General features: G+C 70.6%; 22 protein-coding genes. 10 read left to right on the forward strand and 12 right to left on the reverse strand.

What is annotated here, in order from left to right; translation table 11 throughout:
• Positions 1 to 54: 54 nt before the first annotated feature.
• The 6 genes from ribD (at position 55) to T9R20_RS12660 (ending at position 5,515) form a co-directional block, all read left to right on the forward strand.
• A complete protein-coding gene (gene ribD, locus T9R20_RS12635) occupies positions 55 to 1,101 on the forward strand; it encodes a bifunctional diaminohydroxyphosphoribosylaminopyrimidine deaminase/5-amino-6-(5-phosphoribosylamino)uracil reductase RibD (protein ID WP_322409658.1) in 1,047 nt (348 codons plus the stop codon).
• Positions 1,101 to 1,745, forward strand: a complete 645-nt coding sequence (locus T9R20_RS12640; protein ID WP_322409659.1) for a riboflavin synthase — start codon at positions 1,101 to 1,103, stop codon at positions 1,743 to 1,745. Before ribD ends, T9R20_RS12640 begins: the two co-directional genes overlap by 1 nt.
• Complete coding sequence (gene ribA / locus T9R20_RS12645) at positions 1,742 to 3,016, forward strand: GTP cyclohydrolase II (protein WP_322409660.1); 1,275 nt, start codon at positions 1,742 to 1,744, stop codon at positions 3,014 to 3,016. Before T9R20_RS12640 ends, ribA begins: the two co-directional genes overlap by 4 nt.
• On the forward strand, positions 3,013 to 3,489 hold the full coding sequence (gene ribH / locus T9R20_RS12650) for a 6,7-dimethyl-8-ribityllumazine synthase (protein WP_322409661.1): 477 nt from the start codon (positions 3,013 to 3,015) through the stop codon (positions 3,487 to 3,489). The genes ribA and ribH overlap by 4 nt, the downstream gene beginning before the upstream one ends.
• A gap of 180 nt (positions 3,490 to 3,669) precedes the next feature.
• A complete protein-coding gene (locus T9R20_RS12655) occupies positions 3,670 to 4,020 on the forward strand; it encodes a Fe-S protein (protein WP_322409662.1) in 351 nt (116 codons plus the stop codon).
• Between the two features lie 4 nt (positions 4,021 to 4,024).
• Positions 4,025 to 5,515 carry an MFS transporter gene (locus T9R20_RS12660; RefSeq protein WP_322409663.1) on the forward strand — a complete coding sequence of 497 codons (1,491 nt, stop codon included), beginning with the start codon at positions 4,025 to 4,027 and terminating at the stop codon, positions 5,513 to 5,515.
• Positions 5,516 to 5,518: 3 nt separating this feature from the next.
• On the opposite strand, the gene T9R20_RS12665 is transcribed toward T9R20_RS12660, so the two are convergent.
• The 4 genes from T9R20_RS12665 to T9R20_RS12680 form a co-directional block, all read right to left on the reverse strand.
• Complete coding sequence (locus T9R20_RS12665) at positions 5,519 to 6,148, reverse strand: LysE family translocator (RefSeq protein WP_322409664.1); 630 nt, start codon at positions 6,146 to 6,148, stop codon at positions 5,519 to 5,521.
• 71 nt (positions 6,149 to 6,219) lie between these two features.
• Entirely contained in the window at positions 6,220 to 7,041 is an 822-nt protein-coding gene (locus tag T9R20_RS12670) for an ABC transporter permease (protein ID WP_322409665.1), read from the reverse strand.
• Positions 7,038 to 7,916, reverse strand: a complete 879-nt coding sequence (locus T9R20_RS12675; protein ID WP_322409666.1) for an ABC transporter permease — start codon at positions 7,914 to 7,916, stop codon at positions 7,038 to 7,040. Before T9R20_RS12675 ends, T9R20_RS12670 begins: the two co-directional genes overlap by 4 nt.
• Complete coding sequence (locus tag T9R20_RS12680; protein WP_322409667.1) at positions 7,913 to 8,854, reverse strand: ABC transporter ATP-binding protein; 942 nt, start codon at positions 8,852 to 8,854, stop codon at positions 7,913 to 7,915. Before T9R20_RS12680 ends, T9R20_RS12675 begins: the two co-directional genes overlap by 4 nt.
• A 649-nt stretch (positions 8,855 to 9,503) precedes the next feature.
• Here T9R20_RS12680 and T9R20_RS12685 point away from each other — a divergent pair.
• The 3 genes from T9R20_RS12685 to T9R20_RS12695 all read left to right on the forward strand — a co-directional run bounded on the left by T9R20_RS12685 (position 9,504) and on the right by T9R20_RS12695 (position 12,402).
• Positions 9,504 to 9,719, forward strand: a complete 216-nt coding sequence (locus T9R20_RS12685) for an AsnC family protein (RefSeq protein WP_416182910.1) — start codon at positions 9,504 to 9,506, stop codon at positions 9,717 to 9,719.
• Positions 9,720 to 9,740: 21 nt separating this feature from the next.
• Positions 9,741 to 11,684: an ABC transporter ATP-binding protein gene (locus T9R20_RS12690; RefSeq protein WP_322409668.1), complete on the forward strand. Its 1,944-nt coding sequence runs from the start codon at positions 9,741 to 9,743 to the stop codon at positions 11,682 to 11,684.
• A 103-nt stretch (positions 11,685 to 11,787) separates the two neighbouring features.
• A complete protein-coding gene (locus tag T9R20_RS12695; RefSeq protein ID WP_322409669.1) occupies positions 11,788 to 12,402 on the forward strand; it encodes a dihydrofolate reductase family protein in 615 nt (204 codons plus the stop codon).
• Positions 12,403 to 12,421: 19 nt separating this feature from the next.
• On the opposite strand, the gene T9R20_RS12700 is transcribed toward T9R20_RS12695, so the two are convergent.
• Positions 12,422 to 14,299 carry a phosphoenolpyruvate carboxykinase (GTP) gene (locus tag T9R20_RS12700; protein ID WP_322409670.1) on the reverse strand — a complete coding sequence of 626 codons (1,878 nt, stop codon included), beginning with the start codon at positions 14,297 to 14,299 and terminating at the stop codon, positions 12,422 to 12,424.
• Between the two features lie 117 nt (positions 14,300 to 14,416).
• Between T9R20_RS12700 and T9R20_RS12705 the strand changes: the two genes are divergently transcribed.
• On the forward strand, positions 14,417 to 15,880 hold the full coding sequence (locus T9R20_RS12705; protein ID WP_322409671.1) for a helix-turn-helix domain-containing protein: 1,464 nt from the start codon (positions 14,417 to 14,419) through the stop codon (positions 15,878 to 15,880).
• Here the strand turns inward: T9R20_RS12705 and T9R20_RS12710 are convergent, their stop codons facing one another.
• The 7 genes from T9R20_RS12710 to T9R20_RS12740 all read right to left on the reverse strand — a co-directional run bounded on the left by T9R20_RS12710 (position 15,881) and on the right by T9R20_RS12740 (position 23,674).
• Entirely contained in the window at positions 15,881 to 16,855 is a 975-nt protein-coding gene (locus tag T9R20_RS12710) for a DUF4436 family protein (protein WP_322409672.1), read from the reverse strand.
• A 37-nt stretch (positions 16,856 to 16,892) separates the two neighbouring features.
• Complete coding sequence (locus T9R20_RS12715; protein ID WP_322409673.1) at positions 16,893 to 17,942, reverse strand: winged helix DNA-binding domain-containing protein; 1,050 nt, start codon at positions 17,940 to 17,942, stop codon at positions 16,893 to 16,895.
• A 33-nt stretch (positions 17,943 to 17,975) separates the two neighbouring features.
• The gene (locus tag T9R20_RS12720) at positions 17,976 to 18,815 is read right to left on the reverse strand and encodes a carbohydrate ABC transporter permease (RefSeq protein WP_322409674.1); all 840 of its coding nucleotides are present in this window, start codon (positions 18,813 to 18,815) and stop codon (positions 17,976 to 17,978) included.
• Complete coding sequence (locus T9R20_RS12725) at positions 18,812 to 19,702, reverse strand: sugar ABC transporter permease (RefSeq protein ID WP_322409675.1); 891 nt, start codon at positions 19,700 to 19,702, stop codon at positions 18,812 to 18,814. The genes T9R20_RS12720 and T9R20_RS12725 overlap by 4 nt, the downstream gene beginning before the upstream one ends.
• A 2-nt stretch (positions 19,703 to 19,704) precedes the next feature.
• Complete coding sequence (locus tag T9R20_RS12730) at positions 19,705 to 21,003, reverse strand: sugar ABC transporter substrate-binding protein (RefSeq protein ID WP_322409676.1); 1,299 nt, start codon at positions 21,001 to 21,003, stop codon at positions 19,705 to 19,707.
• Between the two features lie 186 nt (positions 21,004 to 21,189).
• Complete coding sequence (locus T9R20_RS12735) at positions 21,190 to 22,116, reverse strand: S1C family serine protease (protein WP_322409677.1); 927 nt, start codon at positions 22,114 to 22,116, stop codon at positions 21,190 to 21,192.
• An 85-nt stretch (positions 22,117 to 22,201) separates the two neighbouring features.
• Positions 22,202 to 23,674, reverse strand: a complete 1,473-nt coding sequence (locus tag T9R20_RS12740; protein WP_322409678.1) for an NAD-dependent succinate-semialdehyde dehydrogenase — start codon at positions 23,672 to 23,674, stop codon at positions 22,202 to 22,204.
• Positions 23,675 to 23,729: the final 55 nt, after the last annotated feature.

Below are 23,729 nucleotides of genomic sequence, written 5' to 3' on the forward strand. Positions count from 1 at the left end.
CGTTCCCGTGCCCCGGGGCCCCTATGGGTCGACTGGATGGACGAGGGAAGACGGATGACGGTGCGAGACGTCGAGCGCGATGCGATGCATCGTGCTCTCGCGCTGGCGGTCAACGGGCCGGCGGGGTTCAACCCCCAGGTCGGGGCGGTCATTCTCGAGCCCGACGGCCGCATCCTGTCCGAGGGGTGGCATCGCGGTGCCGGCACGCCGCACGCCGAGGTCGATGCGCTGTCCCGGCTCTCGCCCGGCGAGGCGCAGGGCGCGACGGCCGTGGTGACCCTGGAGCCGTGCAACCACACCGGCCGGACCGGGCCGTGCGCGCAAGCACTCCTGGCTGCCGGCGTCTCCCGGGTGCTGTACGCGGTCGACGACCCCGGCGTCGTCTCCGCCGGCGGTGCCGACACCCTGCGGAAGGCGGGCGTCGAGGTCGAGGCCGGCGTGCTCGGCGACGAGGGCCGCGAGCTCCTCTCCTCCTGGCTGACCGTGCAGCGCCTCGGGCGTCCGCACGTCACGGTGAAGTGGGCGCAGTCGCTCGACGGCCGTGCCGCAGCATCCGACGGCACCAGCCAGTGGATCACCGGGCCCGCCGCCCGGCAGGACGTCCACCGCCGCCGGGCCGCCGCCGACGCCATCGTCGTGGGGACCGGCACGGTGCTCGCCGACGACCCTTCGCTGACCGCCCGCGACCCCGACGGAGCACTGCGTGCAGATCAGCCGCGCCCCGTGGTCATCGGCGAGCGGCCGACGCCCGCCGGGGCAGCCGTGCGCCGTCACCCTCGGGAGCCCCTGTTCTTCTCGTCGCGCGATCTTCCCGGGGTGCTGAACGATCTTCGTCGAGAGGGCGTGCAGCGCGTGTTCGTCGAGGGGGGTCCAACCCTGGCCTCTGCCTTCGTACGCGCGGGTCTCGTCGACGAGGTGCTCGCCTACGTCGCGCCCGCCCTCCTCGGCGGACCACGTCTGGCGCTCGGCGACATCGGCGTCGCGACGATCGACGCGGCCCTTCGCCTCACGCTCTCGTCCGTCGAGCGCCTCGGCGACGACCTCCTCCTCGTCGCGCACCCCACGACTGCTCCCTCTCCCGCGAACGCGAAGGACGACTGATGTTCACCGGAATCATCGAAGAGATCGGCGCCGTCACCGCCGTCGCGCCGTCCGGCGACGGCCTGCGGCTGACCGTGCGCGCTCCGAAGGCGGTGTCGGATGCCGGGCACGGCGACTCCATCGCCGTCAGCGGCGTGTGCCTCACCGTCGTCGACCGCGGCGAGGACTGGTTCACCGCCGATGTCATGCGCCAGACCCTCGACATGTCGACCCTCGCCGGGGTCGCGGCCGGGCGCGCCGTGAACCTCGAGCGCGCGACCGCCGCTCACGGACGGCTGGGCGGTCACATCGTCCAGGGTCACATCGACGGCACCGGAACCGTCGTCGAGGTGCGCCCGGGTGACGAATGGCGAGTCGTCCGCGTCGCCCTGCCCCCGCACCTCGCCCCTCTCGTCGTCGACAAGGGCTCCATCGCCGTCGACGGGGTCTCGCTGACCGTCAGCGCGGTGAGCGTACCCGGCGAGGCCGAGCCGTGGTTCGAGGTGTCGCTCATCCCCGAGACGCTCGAGGCCACCACCCTCGGCACCCGCGCGGCCGGCGACGCCGTCAACCTCGAGACCGACATCCTAGCGCGGCACGTGCAGCGCCTTCTCGCATTCCCCCCGACGGCGCCCGCCGTCCCGAACGAAGGAGGCTCCCGATGAGCCTTTCCCCCCTCTCCGACGCCCTCGACGCGCTCCGCGCGGGCAAGCCCGTCATCGTCGTCGACGATGAGAACCGCGAGAACGAAGGCGACATCATCCTCTCCGCGCAGCTGGCCACCCCCGAGTGGGTGGCGTGGACGGTGCGCTGGTCCAGCGGCTTCGTCTGCGCGCCGATGCCCGCCGACTGGGCCGACCGGCTCGACCTCCCGCCGATGGTCGAGGTGAACGAGGACGCCCGCGGTACCGCGTACACCGTGAGCGTCGACGCCGCCGATCGGATCTCGACCGGGATCAGTGCGAGCGACCGTGCCCACACCCTCAACGTGCTCGCCGACGTCGAGTCCACCCCGAGCTCGGTCATCCGCCCGGGGCACATCCTGCCGCTGCGCGCGGTCGACGGGGGCGTGCGCGAACGCGCCGGGCACACCGAGGCCGCCGTGGAGCTGATGAAGCTAGCCGGCCTCCCGCCGGTGGGGGCGATCGCCGAGGTCGTCGCCGAGGACGGATCCATGATGCGGATGCCGGGACTGATCGAGCTCGCCGCCCGCGACGGCATCCCCCTCATCACCATCGAGCAGCTCATCGCCCACCTCGACGAGGTCGACCCGCTCGACGCGTCGTCGCACGGCGCCCAGCGGCGTCGGGTGAGCCTGCGCGCCGAGGCGACGGTGCCGACCTCGCACGGCGAGTTCCGCTTCCGCGCCTACAAGGACCGGATCACCGGCACCGACCACCTCGCCGTCATCTCGGGCGAGCTCGGCGACGAGGCACCGCTCGTGCGCGTGCACTCGGAGTGCCTCACCGGCGAGGCCTTCGGGTCGCTGAAGTGCGAGTGCGGCCCGCAGCTGGAGGCGGCGCTCGACGCCATCGAGCAGGACGGCGGCGTCGTCATCTACATGCGCGGTCACGAGGGGCGCGGGATCGGCCTCATCAACAAGCTGCGCGCGTACAGCCTGCAGGAGCGCGGCATGGACACCGTGGACGCCAATCTCGCCCTGGGGCTCCCGGCCGACGCTCGCGACTACGCCGCGGCCGCCGGCATCCTCGCCGACCTCGGCATCGACAAGGTGCGGCTCCTGACGAACAACACCGACAAGGTCGCGCAGCTGCGCGGGTTCGGGCTGGACGTCGTCGAGCAGGTTCCGCTGCTCGTCGGCGTCGGGCCGAACAACCACCAGTACCTGACCACCAAGCGGGACCGCATGGGGCACATCATCGACGAGGGCGACTTGGCGGAGGCCATCGCCCATATGAAGGAGGGGGTCGCGTGAGCGGCAAGGGAGCACCGATCACGGTCGACGAGATCGACGCCGCGGGCCTGCAGGTCGTCGTTGTCGCCGGGACCTGGCACGCCACCATCACCGACGGCCTCATCGCCGGGGCCGAGCGCGTGCTCGACGCCTCCGGCGCCGACTACCGCATGGTGCGCGTCCCGGGCTCGTTCGAGCTGCCCGTCGCGGCGAAGGCCGCGCTGGACGCCGGAGCCGACGCGGTGGTGGCCCTCGGCGTGATCATCCGGGGCGGCACCCCGCACTTCGAGTACGTCTCGGCCGCCGCGACCGACGGGCTCACGCGCGTGGCTCTCGACACCGGCAAGCCCGTCGGGTTCGGCGTCCTCACCCTCGACGACGAGCAGCAGGGTCTCGACCGCGCGGGGCTCGACGGGTCGAAGGAGGACAAGGGCGCCGAGGCCGCCGACGCCGCCCTGCGCACTGCGCTCGTGCTCCGGGCCCTGCGCGGCTGATCCCCCGCCGCCGTCTCGGTTCGCGAGAGTGCATCGGGAGGCCGAGGATTCGGGGTCACCCCGCACTCGCGGCGCCCAGACGCACTCTCGCGGGAGGGCCGGGGTGGGCGCGATGAGCGGGGGGACGCTTGAGGCGCGCCTTCCTGGCGGCGGCGCGGGCGGAGCCTTAACCTCTGAGCTATGGAATTCCTGCGCCACGTCGTCGTGCTCGTCCATCTCGTGGGATTCGCAGTGCTCTTCGGCGCCTGGGTCGTCGAGGCGGTCTCGCGCCGCCGTCAGGCGACCCGGGTCATGGACTGGGGTCTGCTCATCGCCGGGGTCGCCGGGCTGATCCTGGCCGCCCCCTGGCCGGCGGGCATCGAGCTGAACTACGCCAAGATCGGCGTGAAGCTCGTGATCCTCCTCGCCATCGGCGCCGTGATCGGCATCGCGCGTGCCCGCCAGCGCAGGACGGATGCCACGCCGCCCGCCCTCTTCTGGGCGATCGGCGTCCTGACCTTCGCCAACGCCGCCATCGCCGTGCTGTGGTGAGACGATGACGCAGACCGCAGACTCCGCCGCCGTTCCCACCCCCGCACCCGCTCCCGCGAACCCGCGTTCCCGCGTCATCACGGCGAGCCTCGTCGGCACGACGATCGAGTTCTACGACTTCTACGTCTACGCGACGGCGTCGGTGCTGGTCTTCCCTCTGCTGTTCTTCCCCACGGGCAACGACACCACCTCTCTCCTGGCCTCGTTCGGCGTCTTCGGTGCGGCGATGGTCGCCCGGCCGCTCGGCGCGGTCATCTTCGGGCACTTCGGCGATCGCTTCGGGCGGAAGGCCACGCTCGTGGCATCCCTCCTCACGATGGGGATCGCGACGTTTCTCATCGGGTGCCTTCCCACCTTCAACGACATCGGGTGGTGGGCCGCCCTCCTGCTGCTCGTCCTGCGGCTGGCCCAGGGCTTCGCCCTCGGTGGCGAATGGTCGGGCGCCGCGCTCGTGGCGACCGAGAACGCGCCGAAGGGGAAGCGCGCCTGGTACGGCACGTTCCCGCAGCTGGGCGCGCCGCTCGGGTTCATCATCGCCAACTCGGTGTTCCTGACGATCTACTTCCTCCTCCCCCATCCCGAGGATCCCGCGCTGCGATCGGATGCCTTCCTGGCGTGGGGATGGCGCGTGCCGTTCCTTTTCTCCGCCGTCATGGTGATCATCGGCCTGTGGGTGCGCCTGCGCCTCGTGGAGTCGGGCACCTTCGTCAAGGCCGAGCAGAAGGGCGTCATCCGCCGCTTCCCCGTCGGCACGGTCCTGCGCCGCTACTGGCGGCAGGCGATCCTCGGCACGTTCATCATGCTCGCCACCTACGTGCTGTTCTACCTGATGACGCAGTTCACCCTGTCGTACGGCACGAAACCCGCCGACCTCGAGACGGCCAGCGCTGCGGCGCGCGCCGCCGCCGAGTCGTCGGGCCGGGTCTTCGACGAAGCCGCCTTCGCCGCGCAGTTCTATCCGGGGCTCGGCTTCGGCTACACCGACTTCGTGATCATGCAGATCATCGGCGTCGTCTTCTTCGGCATCTTCACGCTGCTGTCGGGTCCGATTGCCGATTCGATCGGCCGCCGGACGCTGCTGATGTGGATCACCGGCCTCATCATCGTGTTCGGGCTGTCGTTCTCGATCTTCCTGCTGCCCTCAGCGGACCCGAAATTCACCGGAGCCCTGACCCAGGCGTTCCTCATCCTCGGGTTCATGCTGATGGGCTGGAGTTTCGGGCCGATGGGCGCCGTGCTCCCCGAGCTCTTCCCGACCAATGTGCGGTACTCGGGGTCGGCGATCGCCTACAACGTCTCATCGATCCTCGGCGCGGCCGTCGCGCCGATCATCGCGGTGGCGCTGTGGCAGCTGGGCGGCGGCAACCCGTGGCTGGTCGGCCTCTATCTGTCGGCGATGGGCGTGCTGACCTTCATCGCCCTCGCGCTCGCGCCGGAGACGAAGAACGTCGACTACGACGAGGATCTCGGTGTCGGCGCCACCGGTTCGCTCTGAGCCTCAGGCGGGCGCCCGGCGCGAGGTGGCGAGCCATGCCGCGAGCCCGAGCAGCACCGCGCCCGAGACACGCTCGAGCCACACCGCTCCGCGACGCTTGAGCGAGCGGATGACGCCGGAGCCGAGCACCGCGTAGCCCAACATGATCGCGAAGTCGAGCGCGCAGAAGACCGCACCGATGAGCACGTACTGCGGCAGCGGCGATGCGGCGGGATCGATGAACTGCGGCAGGAGCGCCCCGACGAAGAGGTACCCCTTGGGGTTGGTCACCGCGACGAGGAAGCTGCGGAGGAACAGCGCGCGGCGCGAGCCGCGCGGGTCGGCCGCCGGGTCGCCGTGCAGCAGCGCACCGCGCGCCAGCAGCATCCGGATCCCGAGGAAGGCGAGGTAGGCCACACCCACCCATTTGACGATCGTGAAGGCCACCTCGCTCGCCAGCAGCAGCGCCCCCAGACCCACGCCGACCGCGACGACGAGGACGATGTCGGATGCGACGGCACCGAGCATCCCGGAGGTGGCCCGCCGGACTCCGTACCGGGATCCGTTCGCCAGGGCGAGGAGCACCGTCGGCCCGGGGATGGCGATGGTGACGACCGCGGCGAGGGCGAAGCCGAGGAGGGTGGCGAGGTCCACGGAGTCCCTTCGGTGACGGGGGCGCGCTGCGATCCGACGCAGTGGCGTCGAGTGTACGGCGAGGGGTGTCGTCAGTCGAGGAAGAGTGCGCGGAGCCGCTTCGTGGTGAAAATCAGGCCGACGGTGATCATGACCGCGAAGTACAGCACGTGCCAGAGCATGCCCCAGCTGAGATCACCGAGCGTCAGACCCCGGATGAGCTCGACCCCGTGCCAGAGCGGGAGTGCCTGGATGACCGGGATGAGCCATTCGGGATAGACGCTCAACGGGTAGAACGTCGCCGAGAAGAGGAACATCGGCAGCATGACGAAGTTGATCCAGTCCATGTGCTGGAACGCCTTCATGTAGCTCGTGATCGCCATGCCGAGGCTGGCGAAGCCGAACGCGATGAGGAGCACCGCGGGGAGGGCGAGGATCGCCGTCCACGACAGGTTCAACCCCGCGATCTGCATGATCACCATGAAGCCGCTGGCGTACACCAGGCCCCGCAGCAGCGCGTAGAGGATCTCGCCGAGGGCGACATCGAGCGGGCCGAGCGACGTCGCGAGCATGCCTTCGTAGAGCTTGCCGTAGTTGAGCTTGAAGAAGACGTTCCACGTGGAGTCGTAGACCGCGCCGTTCATCGCCGAGACGGCGAGGAGCGCGGGCGCGATGAAGGCGGCGTACGACACCTCCAGACCCGAGGCGGTCTGCACGTCGCCTATCAGCGCGCTCAATCCCACGCCCAGCGAGAGGAGGTAGAACACCGGCTCGAAGAAGCCCGACAGCACCACCACCCAGCTCGACGAACGCGCCGCGATGAGTCCGCGCTGCACGACGGCCTGCGGGTTGCCGGCCCACAGGGCGCGGACCCCGCCGGCGCGGATCTGCGGTCGGAGCATCGTCGCCGTCATCGTGCGAGCCTCCGGGTGAAGACGCGCCGGGCGAGGACGTAGCCGACGACGGTCAGCGCGATCAGGTAGGCGAGGTGGACGACGATCATGAGCAGGCTCTCACTCCGGCCGTACGTCACCAGGCGCCCGAGCTCGGTGGCGTGCCAGAGTGGCGAGATCCACCCCACGACCTGAAGCGCACCGAGGTTCGACAGCGGGTAGAACGTTCCGGAGAAGAGGAACATCGGCATGAAGATGAAGCGCTGGACGAGCGGGAGCTGCCCGCGGTCCTCTTCGAGCCGTCCGGCGTAGGCCATGAGGGGGACGCCGAAGGACAGCCCGGCGAGGATCGAGATGAAGATCGAGATCCAGCCCGTCTGAGGGTCGGGGATCGCCTGGAACACCCAGAGGAACAGGTAGTACGCTCCAGCGACGACGACCATGCGGGCCGTCGCGCCGAGGATGACGCCGTTGGCGATCTGCGGCGACGACAGGGCCGAGGCGTTGAACCCGTAGAAGTACCGCCGCCACTTGAACCCCGCCATCACGGGGTAGGTGAACTCCTCACTGGCGACAGCGATCGTGGCCGTCATGAGGAGCGCCGGGGCGACGAAGACGACGTAGTCGACCGAGACGCCGCCGTCGACGACATCCTGCTCGATGAGGGCGGCGAGCCCGAGGCCCAGGCCGAGGAGGTAGACGATCGGCTGCCCGAGGGCGCCTACCACGATCGTCCACCCGTAGGCGCGCATCGCCCGCACCATGTGCTCGGTGACGTACCACGACCCGTAGGCACGGGGTTTGCGACCCCACGCCAGCGCCTCGGCGCGCAGCTCGTCCAGGCTCGGCTGCGCGATCTTCGCCGTGGCCTGGTCGCTCGTCGGTTCCGCGCTCATTCGATCAGCGACCTTCCCGTCAGGCGCAGGAAGACGTCCTCGAGGCTGGAGCGGCGGACGAGAGAGGTGATCGGTTCGAAACCGAGTCGGGTGACCCGCTCGAGGGCCCGCTCTCCGTCGTCGGTGTAGACGAGGATGCGATCGGGAAGCACCTCGACGCTGTCGCCGAGCCCCTGCAGCTGCGGAGCGACCTGCTCGTTGCGGTCGGAGCCGAAACGCACCTCGAGCACCTCGCGGCTCGAGTGCTCGCGGATGAGCGAGGCCGGGGTCCCCTCGGCCATGATGCGTCCCTTGTCCACGACGATGAGCCGATCGCAGAGCTGTTCGGCCTCGTCCATGTAGTGGGTCGTCAACACCAAGGTGGTGCCGCGTTCCTTCAGTCGGAACAGTCGATCCCAGAGGACGTGACGCGCCTGGGGGTCCAGACCCGTCGTCGGCTCGTCGAGCAGGAGGATGCGCGGATCGTTGATGAGGCCGCGCGCGATCGTGAGCCGCCGCTTCATGCCGCCCGAGAGCTGCTCGACCTTGCTCTTGGACTTGTCCTCGAGCTGCGCGAACGCCAGCAGCTCGTCGGCCTTCTCGTGGCAGACCTTGCTGGGCAGACCGAAGTACCGGCCGTAGATGTAGAGGTTCTCGCGGGCGTTGAGCTCGCCGTCGAGGTTGTCCTGCTGCGGCACGACGCCCAGGCGCGAGCGGATCTCGGGCCCGTATCGGTCGGGGTCGAGACCGAGGATGCTCAGTTCCCCGCGCGTCCGCGTCGACACCGCGCCGATCATCTTCATCGTCGTGGACTTGCCTGCGCCGTTGGGGCCGAGGAGCCCGAAGGACTCGCCGGGTGCAACCTCGAACGACAGCCCGTCGACGGCGACGAAGTCGGCCTTCCCCTTGGACGAATACGTCTTCACGAGGTTCTCGGCGCGGATCACGGGCTCAGGCACCGGACCACCCTACCCGCGGGCTCCGACACGGCGGTCGCGCTCACCGGCCGTCCCGCGGCATCCGGTCTCCTGCTCTTCCGCCGGGCCGCGGCATCCATTCCCTGTCTCTGCCTCCGCCGCGTCGTTCGCCGCCCTTTTCCTTGGTTCCCCGCGTCGTTCGTCGCATATGCACTCCACAGGCGCGCTCCGGTGTACATCTGCGACGAACGAAGCCGCGAGGGAGCGGCTGTGGGCCGGGTAGGGCGGCCGGATGCAGCCGTGCGGGGCAGCGTGCGAGGGCGGCGGTGTGGGGCAGCGGTGTGGGGGCGGCCGCTGCGGGGGCGGCGGGGCGGCGGTGTGGGGGCGGCCGCTGCGGGGGCGGCGGGGCGGCGGTGTGGGGGCGGCGGTGTAGGGCCAGCCGTGCGGGCGCCGCGGAGACGGCGGTCGTCGCACGAGAAGCGGACCTCGTCCTATCCGATTCGTTCGTCGCAAATGCACGCCTATCCCCCTCGATCGCGTACATCTGCGACGAACGAGCAAGGAGAGGGGGTGGGGGCGGCGCAGGCATCGGCGCGGGCGTGGACGCACGTCAACCTCGGTTGACAATGGCACAAGACGTCACCTACGGTTGACGACAGATCCCGCGCCGCGACCCAGAGGGAGAGAGACCGTGTCCAGCGACGACCTGCGCACACTGATCGGGTCCGCGCCCGATCCCGAACCCATCGCCGAGCTGCGACGACTCGCGGGGGTCCGCGTCGAGCTGTCGCGGGCCGAAGAGGTGCAGGTGCGTCGGGCGCGTACCCTCGGATACTCCTGGCAGGCCATCGCCGGGGCACTCGGTGTGAGCAAACAGGCAGCCCACAAGAAGTACGGTCGTAGGTGAGCCTTTCCCCCGGAGCATCCCATGTCTGACAGCACCCGCCCTTCCCGCCGCCGCGGCCGCCGCGGCGCCGCCCAGGAGGGCCCCCACGCGAGCCTGAAGCAGCTGATCCCCTTCCTCCTCGAGCACCGCGGCGTGCTCGTGGTCGTCGCGATCCTCAGCATCATCGGTGCGGTCGCGACGCTCGGACAGCCCGTTCTCGTCGGGCAGGTCATCGAGCGCGTCCAGGACGGCGAGACCCTCGGGCTCCTCGTCTGGGGGATCGTGGCGCTCGTGGTCGCCGCGTCGCTCATCGGCGGGTATCAGCACTACCTGCTCCAGCGCACCGGCACCGCCGTGGTCTACTCCAGCCGGCGGAAGCTCGTCTCGCGCATCCTCCGCCTGCCGATCAGCGAGTTCGATTCGCGCCGCACCGGCGACCTCGTCTCACGGGTCGGCACCGACACCACCCTGCTCTACGCCGTTCTCACCCAGGGGCTCGCCGACGCGGTCGGCAACTCGCTGATCTTCGTCGGCGCGGTGATCGGCATGGCGATCATCGACCCCGCGCTCCTCGGTGCGATCGTGCTGGTCCTGGGCGCCTCCGTCACCGCGGTGGTGCTGCTCAGCGGCCGGATCCGCCGCGCCACCCAGGTGCAGCAGGAGAAGGTGGGCGAGCTCGCCTCGGGTGTCGAGCGCGCTATCGGCTCGATCCGCACGGTGCGGGCGGCGGGCGCCACCGACCGCGAGACCGAGGCCATCACCGGCGTCGCGACCGAGGTGTACCACGTGGGTGTCCGCATCGCGAAGGTCTCGGCCCTCGTGGTGCCGGTCGCCGGCATCGCCCTCCAGGTGTCACTCCTGGTCGTGCTCGGACTCGGCGGATTCCGCGTCGCATCCGGAGCGATCTCGGTGGCGAGCCTGGTGACCTTCGTCATCTTCCTCTTCCTCCTCGTCGGCCCGCTGGCGACGTTCTTCGGCGCCATCACCTCGGTGAACCAGGCACTGGGCGCACTCGGGCGCATCCAGGAAGTGCTCGACCTGCCGACCGAGACCGCCGACGACGCCCGCATCGCGGCCGACCTCGCCGCCGTCCCGGTACCCGCTGCGGACAGCGAGCCCGCGGCGATCGAGTTCGTCGATGTGCGCTTCTCGTATCCCGAGAACGTCATCGCGGCACGCCGGAGCGCCGAGCAGGAGGCCAAGGCCCTCCTCGAATCGGCGCACGTCGGCACGACTTCCCTCGAGGTGGTGCGCGACGGGGATCAGGATGCCGCAGCTGCGGCGACCCTGCCCGGTGCCGCCGACGCGGAGGTGCTGCGCGGGGTGTCGTTCCGGGTGCCGCGCGGAGCGCGTGTGGCGCTGGTCGGACCATCGGGCGCCGGGAAGAGCACGACCCTCGCGCTCATCGAGCGCTTTTACGACCCCACCGGCGGGGCGATCCTCCTCGACGGGCAGGACGTCCGCACGCTCGATCGCGAGGCGCTGCGCGCCCGGCTCGGGTACGTGGAGCAGGACGCCCCGACCCTTGCGGGCACGCTCGCGGAGAATCTCCGCCTCGCCGCACCCGACGCCACCGACACCGACTGCGAGCGCGTTCTGCGGGCCGTCAACCTCGGCGAGGTTCTGGAGCGCAGCCCGCTCGGCCTCGACGCTCCGGTCGGCGAGAGCGGCGTGATGCTCTCGGGGGGCGAGCGTCAGCGTCTCGCGATCGCGCGGGCGCTGCTGGCGGCGCCGCCGATCCTGCTCCTCGACGAATCGACCTCGTCACTGGACGGCCTCAACGAGCAGCGCATGCGCGACGCGATCGACGCCGTCGCGGCGGGCCGCACCCTCATCGTGATCGCCCACCGGCTGTCGACCGTCGTCGACAGCGACCTCATCGTGGTTCTCGACCACGGCCGCGTGGTCGGCCAGGGCACCCACGGCGAGCTGGTGGAGACCACGCCGCTCTACCGCGACCTCGCCCGTCACCAGCTCCTGGTCTGAACTCCGAGGTGCGTCTTTCAGCCTTGCCCCCGCGCGTGATCGGGGGCAGGGTAGGGGTCGAGGGGCCCACCCATGCTGCGATGAGGACGTCGGGGGTTCGACGATGAGCGGAAGCGAGCCGAAGGTCGTCGTCGAGATGTCCATGTCGCTGGACGGTTTCGTCGCGACGCCGGATCACTCGACGGATGAGGTTCACGCCTGGTACGAGGGGGGTGACGTGGCGGTCACGATGCCCAACATCGAGCTGACGTTCCACGTCGACGCGGCGAGCGCGCCTATCGTGCGCGACGCCTTCGAGCTCGGCGCCAACGTCACGGGCCGCGTCACCTTCGATGACGCGCAGGCGTGGGGAGGCGATGACCCCATGGGGATACCGAGTTTCATCGTGACGCATCGGATACCCGACGAGTGGAAGGACCGGGATTCACCGTTCGTCTTCGTCACCGACGGTGTAGAAAGCGCGATCGCTCAGGCGAAAGCCGCCGCGCGGTACGGCAGACCCGTCGGAGTCGCGGGCGGCGACATCGCGATGCAATGCCTGCGAGCGGGGCTGCTCGATGAGTTGTGGATCCACCTCGTCCCGGTGCTCCTCGGTGAGGGGATCCGACTCTTCGACGAACTCGATGGCTCACCCGTGCGCCTCCGGCAGAGTCGTGTCGTCGAAGGCCGTCAGGTCGTGCACCTGTTCTACGAGGTCGCCGAACACCTCCCCCGCTGATCCGTCGGCGGGCGCCGACTCAGACGCGCTGCAGCCGGTAGCGGAGGGCCGCGAGCTCGGCGTACAGCGCCGGGGGGATCCGCCCCTCGAAGGTGCGGAAGAACTCCTCCGTCAGGTCGGCTTCCTTCAGCCACGACTGAGGGTCGATCGCGAAGAGGCGCTGCAGGTCCTCGTCCGAGACCTCGGTGCCCTCGACATCCAGATCCTCGATGCGGGGCAGGCGCCCGACGGGGCTCTCGACCGCGGGGACCTCGCCCTCGATGCGACGGATGATCCAGTCGACGACCCGGGCGTTGTCGCCGAAGCCGGGCCACAGGAACCGGCCGTCCGGGCCCTTCCGGAACCAGTTGACCTGGAAGATGCGCGGCGCGCGGTCGAAGCGGAGCTTCTGCCCGACCTGCAGCCAGTGGCCGAAGTAGTCGGCCATGTTGTACCCGCAGAAGGGAAGCATGGCGAAGGGATCGCGCCGCAGCTCGCCGACCGTGCCCTCCGCCGCGGCGGTGCGCTCGGACGAGATCGTCGAGCCCATGAAGACCCCGTGCGTCCAGTCGGTCGCCTCGACCACGAGCGGAACATTGGTGGCGCGGCGCCCGCCGAAGAGGATCGCGTCCAGCGGCACGCCCTGCGGCGCATCCCAGTCCTCGGCGATCTGCGGGCACTGGGCCGCCCCGACGGTGAAGCGCGAGTTCGGGTGCGCCGCGGGCCGGCCGCTCTCGGGCGTCCAGAGGTTGCCCTCCCAGTCGGTGAGCTCGGCGGGCGGGGTGTCGGTCAGGCCCTCCCACCAGACGTCGCCGTCGGGACGGAGCGCGACGTTGGTGAAGATCGTGTTGCCCCACAGGGTCTCGACGGCCGTGACGTTGGTCGACTCGCCCGTACCCGGGGCGACACCGAAGAAGCCCGCCTCGGGGTTGATCGCCCAGAGGCGTCCGTCCTCACCCGGGCGGAGCCAGGCGATGTCGTCGCCGAGCGTCTCCACGCGCCATCCGGGGATGGTGGGGCGCAGCATCGCCAGGTTCGTCTTGCCGCAGGCCGATGGGAACGCCGCGGCGACGTGGTAGGCCCGCCCGGCCGGATCGATGACGCGGATGAGCAGCATGTGCTCGGCGAGCCAGCCCTCGTCGCGCCCGATCACCGAGGCGATTCGCAGCGCGAAGCACTTCTTCGCCAGGATGGCGTTCCCGCCGTAGCCGGAGCCGAACGACCAGACCTCGAGGGTGTCGGGGAAGTGGACGATGTACTTCTCGTCGTTGCAGGGCCACGCCGCGTCGGGCTCGCCGGGCTTCAGCGGGGCGCCGACCGAGTGGACCGTCTTGACCCACGGCTTGCCCGCGGCGATCTCGCGCAGCACCGCCGTCCCGACGCGGGTCATGATGCCGATGGATGCCACGGCGTAGGCGCTGTCGGTCACCTGAACCCCGATGTGCGACAGCGGACCGCCGACCGGCCCCATCGAGAAGGGCACGACGTACATGGTGCGCCCGCGCATCGATCCCTCGAACAGCGGCGTGATCGTGGCGCGGATCTCTGCCGGCGGCGCCCAGTTGTTCGTCGGGCCGGCGTCCTCTTCGAGCTCGGAGGCGATGAAGGTGCGCGCCTCGGTGCGCGCGACGTCGCTCGGGTGCGAACGGGCAAGGTACGAGCCCGGGCGCCACTCGGGGTTGAGCTTGATGAGCTTCCCCTCGTCGACCATCTGGCGCAGGAGTGCATCGTTCTCTCCGCGCGACCCGTCGACCCAGTGGATGCGGTCGGGCTGGGTCAGCGTGGCGATCTCCTCCACCCATGCCTCCAGCTCCGCCATCCCGTCGCCCATGATCGTCGGCCGGGCGCCGTAGACGCGGGAGCCTCCGGCGACGGCGGCGTCGGACGTGGTGCGCGAGAAGATGTCGGCGATAGCCATGAATGCTCCCTGAGGTCGGCGTGAAACCTGGTGTTCCTCCACTATGGCTCTGCATGACAGCGGGTTTATGAGCATCTTCGGCGCAAGAACATTGATTCTTTCGCTATCCTCAAGATCATGGCGCTTCCCACCGCGACCTCGTCCGCACCGCTGCATCTGACGACGCTCGGCCACCGCATCCGGCACCACCGCGTCGCCCGCGGTCTGACGCTGGACGAGCTCGGCGAGCAGGTCGGCGTCGCCGGCAGCCAGCTGAGCCTCATCGAGAACGGCAAGCGCGAGCCCAAGCTGTCGCTGCTGCAGGCGATCGCCGGGGCCACTGGAGTCGAGGTCACCGACCTGCTCTCCACCGAGCCACCCAACCGGCGGGCGGCGCTCGAGATCGAGCTCGCCCAGGCGCAGGCGAGTCCGGTGTTCCGCCAGCTCGGCGTCGCACCGATCAGGGTCACGAAGTCGATGACCGACGAGACGCTCGAGTCGGTCCTCGCCCTGCATCGCGAGCTGCAGCGTCGCGAGCGCGAGGCGATCGCCACGCCCGAGGAGGCCCGCCGGGCCAACACCGAGCTGCGGGTGCGGATGCGGGACGCCGACAACTATCTCCCCGACATCGAGCGGCTCGCTGAGAAGCAGCTGAAGGCCGCCGGCCACGTCTCGGGGGCCCTCACCCACCGCACCGTGAGCATCATGGCCGAGCAGCTCGGCTTCGAGCTGATCTACGTCAACGATCTGCCGCATTCCGCGCGCTCGGTCACCGACCTTGAGCACGGCCGCATCTACCTGCCGCCCGCCTCCATCCCCGGCGGGCACGGACTGCGCTCGATGGCCCTGCAGGCGATGGCCCACCGGCTGCTGGGTCATGAGCGCCCCACCGACTACGCCGACTTCCTGCAGCAGCGTCTGGAGATCAACTACTACGCCGCGTGCTGCCTCATGCCCGAGACCGCCGCGGTGTCGTTCCTCCAGCAGGCGAAGAAGGACCGCAACCTCGCCGTCGAAGACTTCCGCGACGCGTTCGGTGTCACGCACGAGGCCGCGGCGATGCGCCTCACGAACCTCCTCACCCACCACCTCGGGATCCGCCTCCACTTCCTGCGCGTGGACGGCAACGGCGGGATCTCCCGCGTCTACGAGAACGACGACCTCCCCGTTCCGATGGATGTCACGGGGTCGGTCGAGGGACAGATCGTGTGCCGGCAGTGGTCGGCGCGCTCGGCGTTCGAGGAGCAGAACCGCACGACCGAGCACTACCAGTACACCGACACCCCGGCAGGCACCTTCTGGTGCTCCACGCAGACGGGCGTGACCGGCGACGGGGAGTTCTCGATCACCGTCGGCGTGCCCTTCGACGACGCCAAGTGGTTCCGCGGCCGCGAGACGTCCACCCGGGCGACGTCCACCTGTCCCGACGAGTCGTGCTGCCGTCGCCCGCCCGCCGACGTCGCCACACGCTGGAGCGGTAAGGCCTGGCCGAGCGCGCGGGTGCACCAGCACATGTTCTCGCCCCTGCCGCGCGGCGCGTTCCCGGGGGTGGACGACACCGAGGTGTACGCCTTCCTCGAACGTCACTCCCCCGCGGAGTAGTCAGTCCGACGGCGCCGCGCTGCCGTCGCCGAGACCGCCGCCGACGGTCGGGGAGTCCGCCGCCTCGCCGACCGCCGCCGGGCCGGGCGCCGACCACGCCATCCACCCGAGCACGTACACGACGAGAGCGGCCACGAGCCCGGCGACCACCCAGAGCACGATGAGGAAGTCCACCCACGACCCGATCGGGGGCGACCCGGGAAGGAAGGTCCGCAACGGAATCGTGGCGAAGAGCATCGCGGCGATCCAGCTGAGCAGGGTCGCCTCGGCCCGCCGACGACCGCGCCGCACCGCGATCGCCACGGTCAGGGCGAGCACGGGGAGGACGATCATCAGCACGAGCAGGACGATGCCGAACGCGATCGTGGCCGCCGCCCGCGAGGCGACGATCTGCACCTGCGCCACCGGCACCCCGTCGACCACCAGGTCGTCACTCCCCGGCAGCTCGGCCGACGCGAAGGTCCACCCCGGCACCCGCGCCGTGCCGCACAGGAAGATCGGCACGGCCCGCTCCCCCGATCCCGCCACGCTGAGGGCGACGATGGCGAAGTCGGCCCGGTGCGCGTCGAAGGGCCACTGCTCCACGGCGCCCTCGGTGATGAGGTCGAGCGCGATCGACGGCGGGAGCTGGTCGGGCTCGAGCGTGACCGAACGCTCCCCCGCCGTCCCCTGCACGAGCAGCACGAGCGGGTCGGCGAGCAGTCCGGTCGCAGGGTCGGCGACCTCACCGAAGTCCTCCACGTCGAGCGTCGCGACGATCCGGTTGCCGACGGCATCCACCCTCTCGGGCGAAAGGGAGAGCACCAGCGCGCCGTCGGGTCCGGCATCCGGGCAGGGCGCACCGAGGGCCGTCCGACTGTTGGCGGCGTAGAGGGCGACGACCAGGGCGTACACCAGGGCGCTCGTCACCAGGACGGCGATGATCCGGATGACGCGGCGTCGCCGCATCCGCTCCCCTGCGCCGGCTGTCGTCACGGCCACAGTGTGGCATGCAGAGGCCGCGAGCGACCGCTCACGCCGCGCGGAACGCGGTGAATCGGTCGACGGCCGCGCGCGCCTCGGCCGCGGTCAGCAGGTCGGCGTCCAGCAGCTCGATGCCCTTCGCGCCGCGCGCGGGGACCCACAGCCCGGCGACCCGGCCACCGGCGACGATCACCGCACGCACCATGCCGTTCTTCGACGGCCCGACCCGGTCGAGGTGCGCCGTTGCGCAGGCGATCGACCGATCGTCGTACGAGAGGTAGTACTCGTCGAAGGGCGGCAGGGCGAACACCCGGGGACTCGGAGCGGACGGAGGAGGATCGGGGTCGATGTACAGGGGGTCGGCGCCGTCCCGCCAGACGGCGACCCGGCCTTCGGCGCGTCCGATCGCCTCACGGACGACCGTGAGCGACAGCCCCGTCCACCAGGCGGCATCCCGCGCGGTGGCGGGTCCGTGACCTCGGAGGTAGCGGACGACGAGCTCGACGACCGGGTCGGCGGGGTCGGCGGACGCCGTGTCGAGATCCTCGACGAGGACGACGGTCTGCTCCCGCCCCGCGCCGCTCGGCCGGTCCTGCAGCGGCCCCAGGCACAGCACACCCCGCACGGCGAGCGCGGACAGCAGGTGGTAGCCCCGCTGGCCGGTCGTCGGGATGCCTGCCGCGTCCCACACGGCGAACAGGTCGGCACGGGTCATCCGGCGCGCGTCCGCGAGCGCCTTCCGAGCGGCGACTCCGGCCTGCTCGAGGACCGTCTCGTCCACGCCCTCCCGGCGCAGCACCGGAGTCGCGCGCGCCAGCTGTCGATCGCCGGTCGCCCGCAGGATCCACCGGAGATCCGCCGCCGGCACGATGTGGAGCGTCCCGCGCATCGTCCAGGAGCGGATGAGCAGACCGGCGTCGAACAGCCCGTCGAGCGCAGCGAGGGTGGGCTCCCCCTGCGTCCGCACCGCGAGCGCCCAGCGCCCTCCGACGAAATCCTGCGCCTGGACGGCGAGCATGTGCTCGGCCGCCGTGATCGCGTCGCGCGCGGGTGCGCCGAGCCGATGGGAGGTCAGCCTCCGTCCGAGGGGCCGGTCCACCCTGTCCATTCTGCCCGGCGCCGGGCGCCAGGGCTACCGGATGCCGCTCCGGGCGAATCCGGCGATGAAGTAGCGCTGGAAGAAGAGGAACACCAGCGCGATGGGTACCACGTTCACGAGGGCGAAGGCCATCGTCGCTCCGTAGTCGCTACCCGCCTGCCCCTGGAGGAACAGCAGTCCGATGGGGAGGGTGAAGAGCTCATTGTCGCGGAGCGCGATGAGCGGCCAGGCGAAGTCGTTCCACGACTGCAGGAGCCCCATGAACACCAGCACCGCGATGAGGGGCCGGGACATCGGCAGGATGATCCGGCGGAAGGTCTGCAGGTGGGTGGCACCGTCCAGCCGTGCGGCCTCGATGAGCTCGCGCGGGATCCCCAGCATGAACTGCCGTGCCAGGAAGAGGCCGAAGGCCGTCGCCGCACTCGGGAGGATCACTCCCCAGTACGTGCCGTACAGACCGAGGCCCGTGATGAGGCGGAAGAGAGACACGATGATCACCTGGACGGGCAGCACGAGGGTGGCCAGGGCGATGAAGAAGAGCACGGTGGAGCCCGGGAACCGCAGCTGGGCGAACGCGTAGCCGGCGAGGAGGCTCGTGATCGTCGACAGCGCGGTGACCACGAGCGAGATCGCCACGGAGTTTCCGAACCAGGTCGCCACGGGGAACGACTCGAACACGCGAACGAAGTTGTCCAGGGTGACCTCTCGCGGCCACGGACGGAACTCGCCGCCCCCGAGCAGTTCGGAGCGGGTCGAGAAGGCGACGGCGACCATCCAGTACAGCGGCGAGATCGTCACGAGCCCGATGACGAGTACGACGACCGTGCGCGCGGCGGTCGCGCCGCGCGCCGAGAGGCGGGTGCGGGCGCTCATTCGACCAGGTCCCTCGTGCGGCTCGCACGCCACTGCGCGGCGGCGAAGACGAGGGCGAAGACGAAGAGGACCATGCCGATCGCGGCGGCGTAGCCCTGATCGCGCGTGACGAAGCCCGTCTCGTAGGCGTAGGTCACCAGTACCGAGGTCGCCCCGCCCGGGCCCCCGCCGGTCAGGACGAACACGAGGTCGAACACCTGGAACGAGTAGATGACGTTGAGCACGGTGAGGAAGAACGTCGTCGGGCCGAGGAGCGGCACGGTGACGGCGAAGAACCGCTGGAGGGCGTTCGCACCGTCCAGGCGGGCAGCCTCGTACAGGTCAGGACCGAGGCCCTGCAGGCCCGCGAGGTAGATGAGCATGTTGAAGCCCGTGCGCCACCACACGGTGGCGATGACGATCGACGCGAAGGCCGGGATCGGCTGAGACTGCCAGTCCACCGAGGGAAGGCCGAGCACCTCGGCGATCCGGTTGAGGGCACCGGAGTTCTGGTCGAAGATCAGCACGCCGATGAGCCCGGTGGCCACGCCGGAGACCGCCATCGGCAGGATGAGCAGCGACCTCAGCACACCGCGGGCGGGGAGCGCTGCGTTGAGCATCACGGCCGAGAACAGGCCGATCGCCATCGACACCGGTGTCACGATCAGGGTGAAGACCACGGTGTTGGCGAGCGACCGCCAGAACAGCGGATCGGAGGCGAGCCGCGCGTAGTTGTCGAGCCCGGTGAAGGTGCCCTCGCCGAAGCCGTCGGTGCGTTGCAGGCTCACCAGCAGCGCACCCACGAGAGGGATGAGGACGAAGATCAGCAGGAGCAGGTAGTTGGGCGCGATGAACGCGTAGGCGGCCGCCGCCTCTTTCCGCGCTCCCGCCCGCCGCGGGCGCGCCACCCTCACGCCCCGGTGGCCGCGGCGATTCCGGTCTGCAGGTTCTCGACCGTCGTGGCCGGATCCTGCGCGCCGGTGAAGGCGAGGTCGAGCTGCTCCTGGAGCACCGGGATGATCGCCGACATCGACGGCGAGGCCACCTGCGCGACATCCTGCGGCTGCACGACGCCCGCCTGCGCGGCGAAGACGGGTGCCAGCTCGGGCCGGACGTCGAAGAGGAGGTCGTCGTTGAGGAGATCGCCCCGGGTCGGCAGGAGCGACGCGGTCTGGCAGAACGACCGCATCTGCTCGGCATCGGTCATGAACTCCAGAAAGGCCGCGGCGAGCTCCGGCTGCGCGGTGTCGGCCGTGGCCACGAGCGCATTGCCGCCGAAGTCGCCGCCGCCGCGGACGTCGCGGGGGGCGAAGGTCGCCGTCCATTCGAAGGCGGCGGTGCTGTCGGCATCCGGGATCTGGAACGCCCCCGACCACACCATCGCGACCGACTGCGAGAACCACGATTCGCTGGCGTAGCTGGAGGAGCCGATGGTGTTGTTGTCGGGAACGAACCCGTTGCGGAAGAACGAGCTCGAGAACTCCACGGCCCTGCGCGCCGCGTCCGAGTCGATGGCGGGCGTCACCTGGTCGGCCTCGAGGAAGGCCCCATCGGCCTGGAAAAGGAGGCTGAGCCAGCGGGTCACGCCGTTGCCCTGCCAGTTGTACGCCCACGGGTACCGGTCGGCGGGGAGCGAGCCGCGCAGCTGCTCGCCGAGAGCGGTCAACTCCTCCCAGGTCCAGGCGTCGTCGATGCTCGTGGGCACCTCGGTGATCCCGACGGATGCCAGCATGTCGAGGTTCACCAGGATGGCCGAGGTGTCGGTGTGGTGCGGCAGGCCGAACACCGCGCCCTGGTTCTGGACAGCCGCCCACGCCGGCTCGGTGAACTGGGCCTGCCGATCCGACGACAGCAATGACGTGAGATCCAGCAGCTGGCCCCGGCCCGCGTAGGCGCCGAACGTGTAGTAGGGCACGCGGAAGATGTCGGGCGGGTTCCCCGCCTGCAGCTGCGCATCGATGTTGGAGAACATCTGCTCGTACGGCACCGCGTTCAGCGTCACGGTCTGGCCCGGGTTCGCCGCCTCGAAGGCGGCGATGGCGCTGCGGAAGCCTGCCAGCTCGGCGTCGGTTCCCCACGTCGTGAACGTCAGGGTCCCGGTGCGCTGGGTGGGCGTGCTCTGGGGGACGAACCCGCAGCCGGCGAGCAGGATCGGAAGCCCGACCGCACCGGCGGCACCCAAAAGGAATCCTCGGCGGGAAAGCGTCATGACATCACTCCAGGGTGTCGACGGTTCGGTGCCAGAAGGCGAGGACTCGCACCTGATTTCGTGTTTCAGGGGAACGCTACCGTCGCCAGGAACACCGGGGGCCGTTGCGGGGAAATTCGTCGGGGGCCGGGCAAAGGCGAGCCGCGGGGCGCGGGATGCGGGGCCGACACACGCGGCCGAGCGCGGTCAGTCGCGGGCGACGAGTTCCTCCGGCTCGACGACGATGTCGACCAGTGCGCCTCGCCGCCAGACCGTGAGCTCCATGCGGCGGCCGATCGCCGCCTCGACCATCGCGCGCTGGAGGTCGGTGGCCGTCCGCACCGGCGCGCCGTCGAAGGTCAGGACGATGTCGCCCGGGCGGGCGCCGGCGCGCGCCGCGGGACTGCCCGGGATCACGTCGGCGACCTGCATTCCCGAGGTGGCGCCCGCCCGCTCCGCCACGTCGGCGGGCAGGGCGACCTGGGTGCCCGAGATACCGAGCCAGGCCCGCCGGAACCGGCCCTCGCGCGCGAGGGCGTCGATGATCTCGCGGGTGGTGGTGTTGATGGGTACGGCAAGCCCCAGACCGACCCCGGCGACCGCGGTGTTCACCCCCACGATGCGCCCGGAACTGTCGGCGAGGACCCCGCCGCTCGAACCGGGGTTGAGTGCGGCATCGGTCTGGATCACCTCGTCGATCACCCGCCCTGCCCGGGTCGGCAGCGACCGGCCGAGCGCCGAGACGATCCCCGCCGAGACGCTTCCCGCAAGGCCCCGCGGATTGCCGAGGGCGACCACGAGCTGGCCGACGCGGAGTCCGGCGGCGTCTCCGAGCGGAAGCACGGGAGGAGTGCGATCGCGGGCCTGAAGGACGGCGAGGTCGGACAGCGGATCGGTTCCGAGGATGTCGGCGGCGACCGCCGTACCGTCGGCGAAGCTCGCCGACACCGACACGGCCCCGTCGACCACGTGGGCGCTCGTCAGCAGCAGCCCGGTGTCGGAGATCACCGAGGCGCTCCCCGCCCCGGCACCCCGTCGCGAGCGCACCTCGACGGCCGCGACCGAGGGGAGCATGGTCTCGGCGACCCTCACCACGACGGTCGAGTAGGCATCCAGAGCGGCGTCGTCCGACATGCGTTCAGTGTGCGCCGCCCACACGGCCTCGGCGCCGTCGTTCGCCCAGGGCGGAGGCACCCGTCACCCGGCGCCTCGCCGCGTCTCAGGCGAACGGGTTCGGAGTGAGGGTGTACTTCGTCTGCAGGTACTCGTGGATGCCCTCGGCGCCGCCCTCGCGGCCGAGGCCGGAGAACTTCCACCCGCCGAACGGGGCGGCGGCGTTGGAGACGACCCCCATGTTCAGGCCCATCATCCCGGTCTCGAGCCGCTCGATCATGCGCTGCCCGCGGGCGAGGTTCTCGGTGTAGACGTACGACACCAGGCCGTACTCGGTGTCGTTGGCGATGCGCACCGCGTCGTCCTCGTCGTCGAACGGGATGATCGCGAGCACCGGTCCGAAGATCTCCTCGCGCAGGATGTCGCTGCCTGGCCGCACGTCCGAGACCACCGTGGGCTCGTAGAACGTGCCGGGCCCGTCGACGGCCTTGCCGCCGGTGCGCAGCTGCGCGCCGCGGCCGACGGCATCCTCGACGAGCGCGGCGGCCTTGGCCACCGCGCGATCGTCGATGAGCGGACCGATCGTGACGCCGTCCTCGGTGCCGCGACCGATCCGGAAGTTCTGCACCCGCTCGGTGACGCGCCGTGCGAACTCGTCGGCGACGGAGCGATGCACGATGAAGCGGTTCGCGGCAGTGCAGGCCTGGCCGATGTTGCGGAATTTCGCTGCCATCGCACCGTCGACGGCCTTATCGAGGTCGGCGTCGTCGAAGACGACGAAGGGTGCGTTGCCGCCGAGCTCCATCGAGGTGCGGAGGACGCCCTCCGCGGCCTGCTCGAGTAGCCGCTGCCCCACCGGGGTCGACCCGGTGAAGGAGAGCTTCCGCAGCCGCGGGTCGCGGATGATCGGCTCGGACACCTTCCCCGAGCTCGACGTGGTGAGGACGTTCACGACACCCGCCGGAAGCCCCGCCTCCTCGAGCAGTTTGACGAAGAACAGCGTCGTGAGCGGGGTGAGCTCGGCGGGCTTGATGACCACGGTGCAACCGGCCGCGAGCGCCGGCGCGATCTTGCGGGTGGCCATGGCGAGGGGGAAGTTCCACGGGGTGATGAGGTAGCAGGGACCCACCGGGTGCTGCGAGACGATCATGCGCCCGGTGCCCTCGGGGTTCGCTCCGTAGCGGCCCTGCACGTGAGCGGCCTCCTCACTGAACCAGCGGATGAACTCCCCGCCGTAGACGACCTCGCCCCGCGCCTCGGCGAGGGGCTTTCCCATCTCGATCGTCATGAGGAGCGCGATGTCCTCCTTGCGCTCCTGGAGGAGGTCGAAGGTGCGACGCAGCAGCTCGGCGCGCTCGCGCGCCGGGGTGCGCGACCACTCCGGGAACGCCGCGACCGCGGCATCCAGTGCGGCCGTGCCGTCGGCGACCGAGGCGTCGGCGATGGTCTTCACGGCCTCGCCGGTGGCGGGGTCGAAGACGCGGAGCGTGCGACCCTCCGAGGCGGGGCGCCACACCCCTCCGATGAAGAGCCCGTCGGGCACCTCGGCGAGCAGGGCGGCTTCACGGTCGGCGGTCATGGGACTCCTCGGGATAGGGGCGGTCGTGGTCATTGTGCCCGGGCGTCGGCGCCGG

The organism is Microbacterium invictum, assembly GCF_034421375.1.
In the GTDB taxonomy this organism is placed as follows: domain Bacteria; phylum Actinomycetota; class Actinomycetes; order Actinomycetales; family Microbacteriaceae; genus Microbacterium; species Microbacterium invictum_A.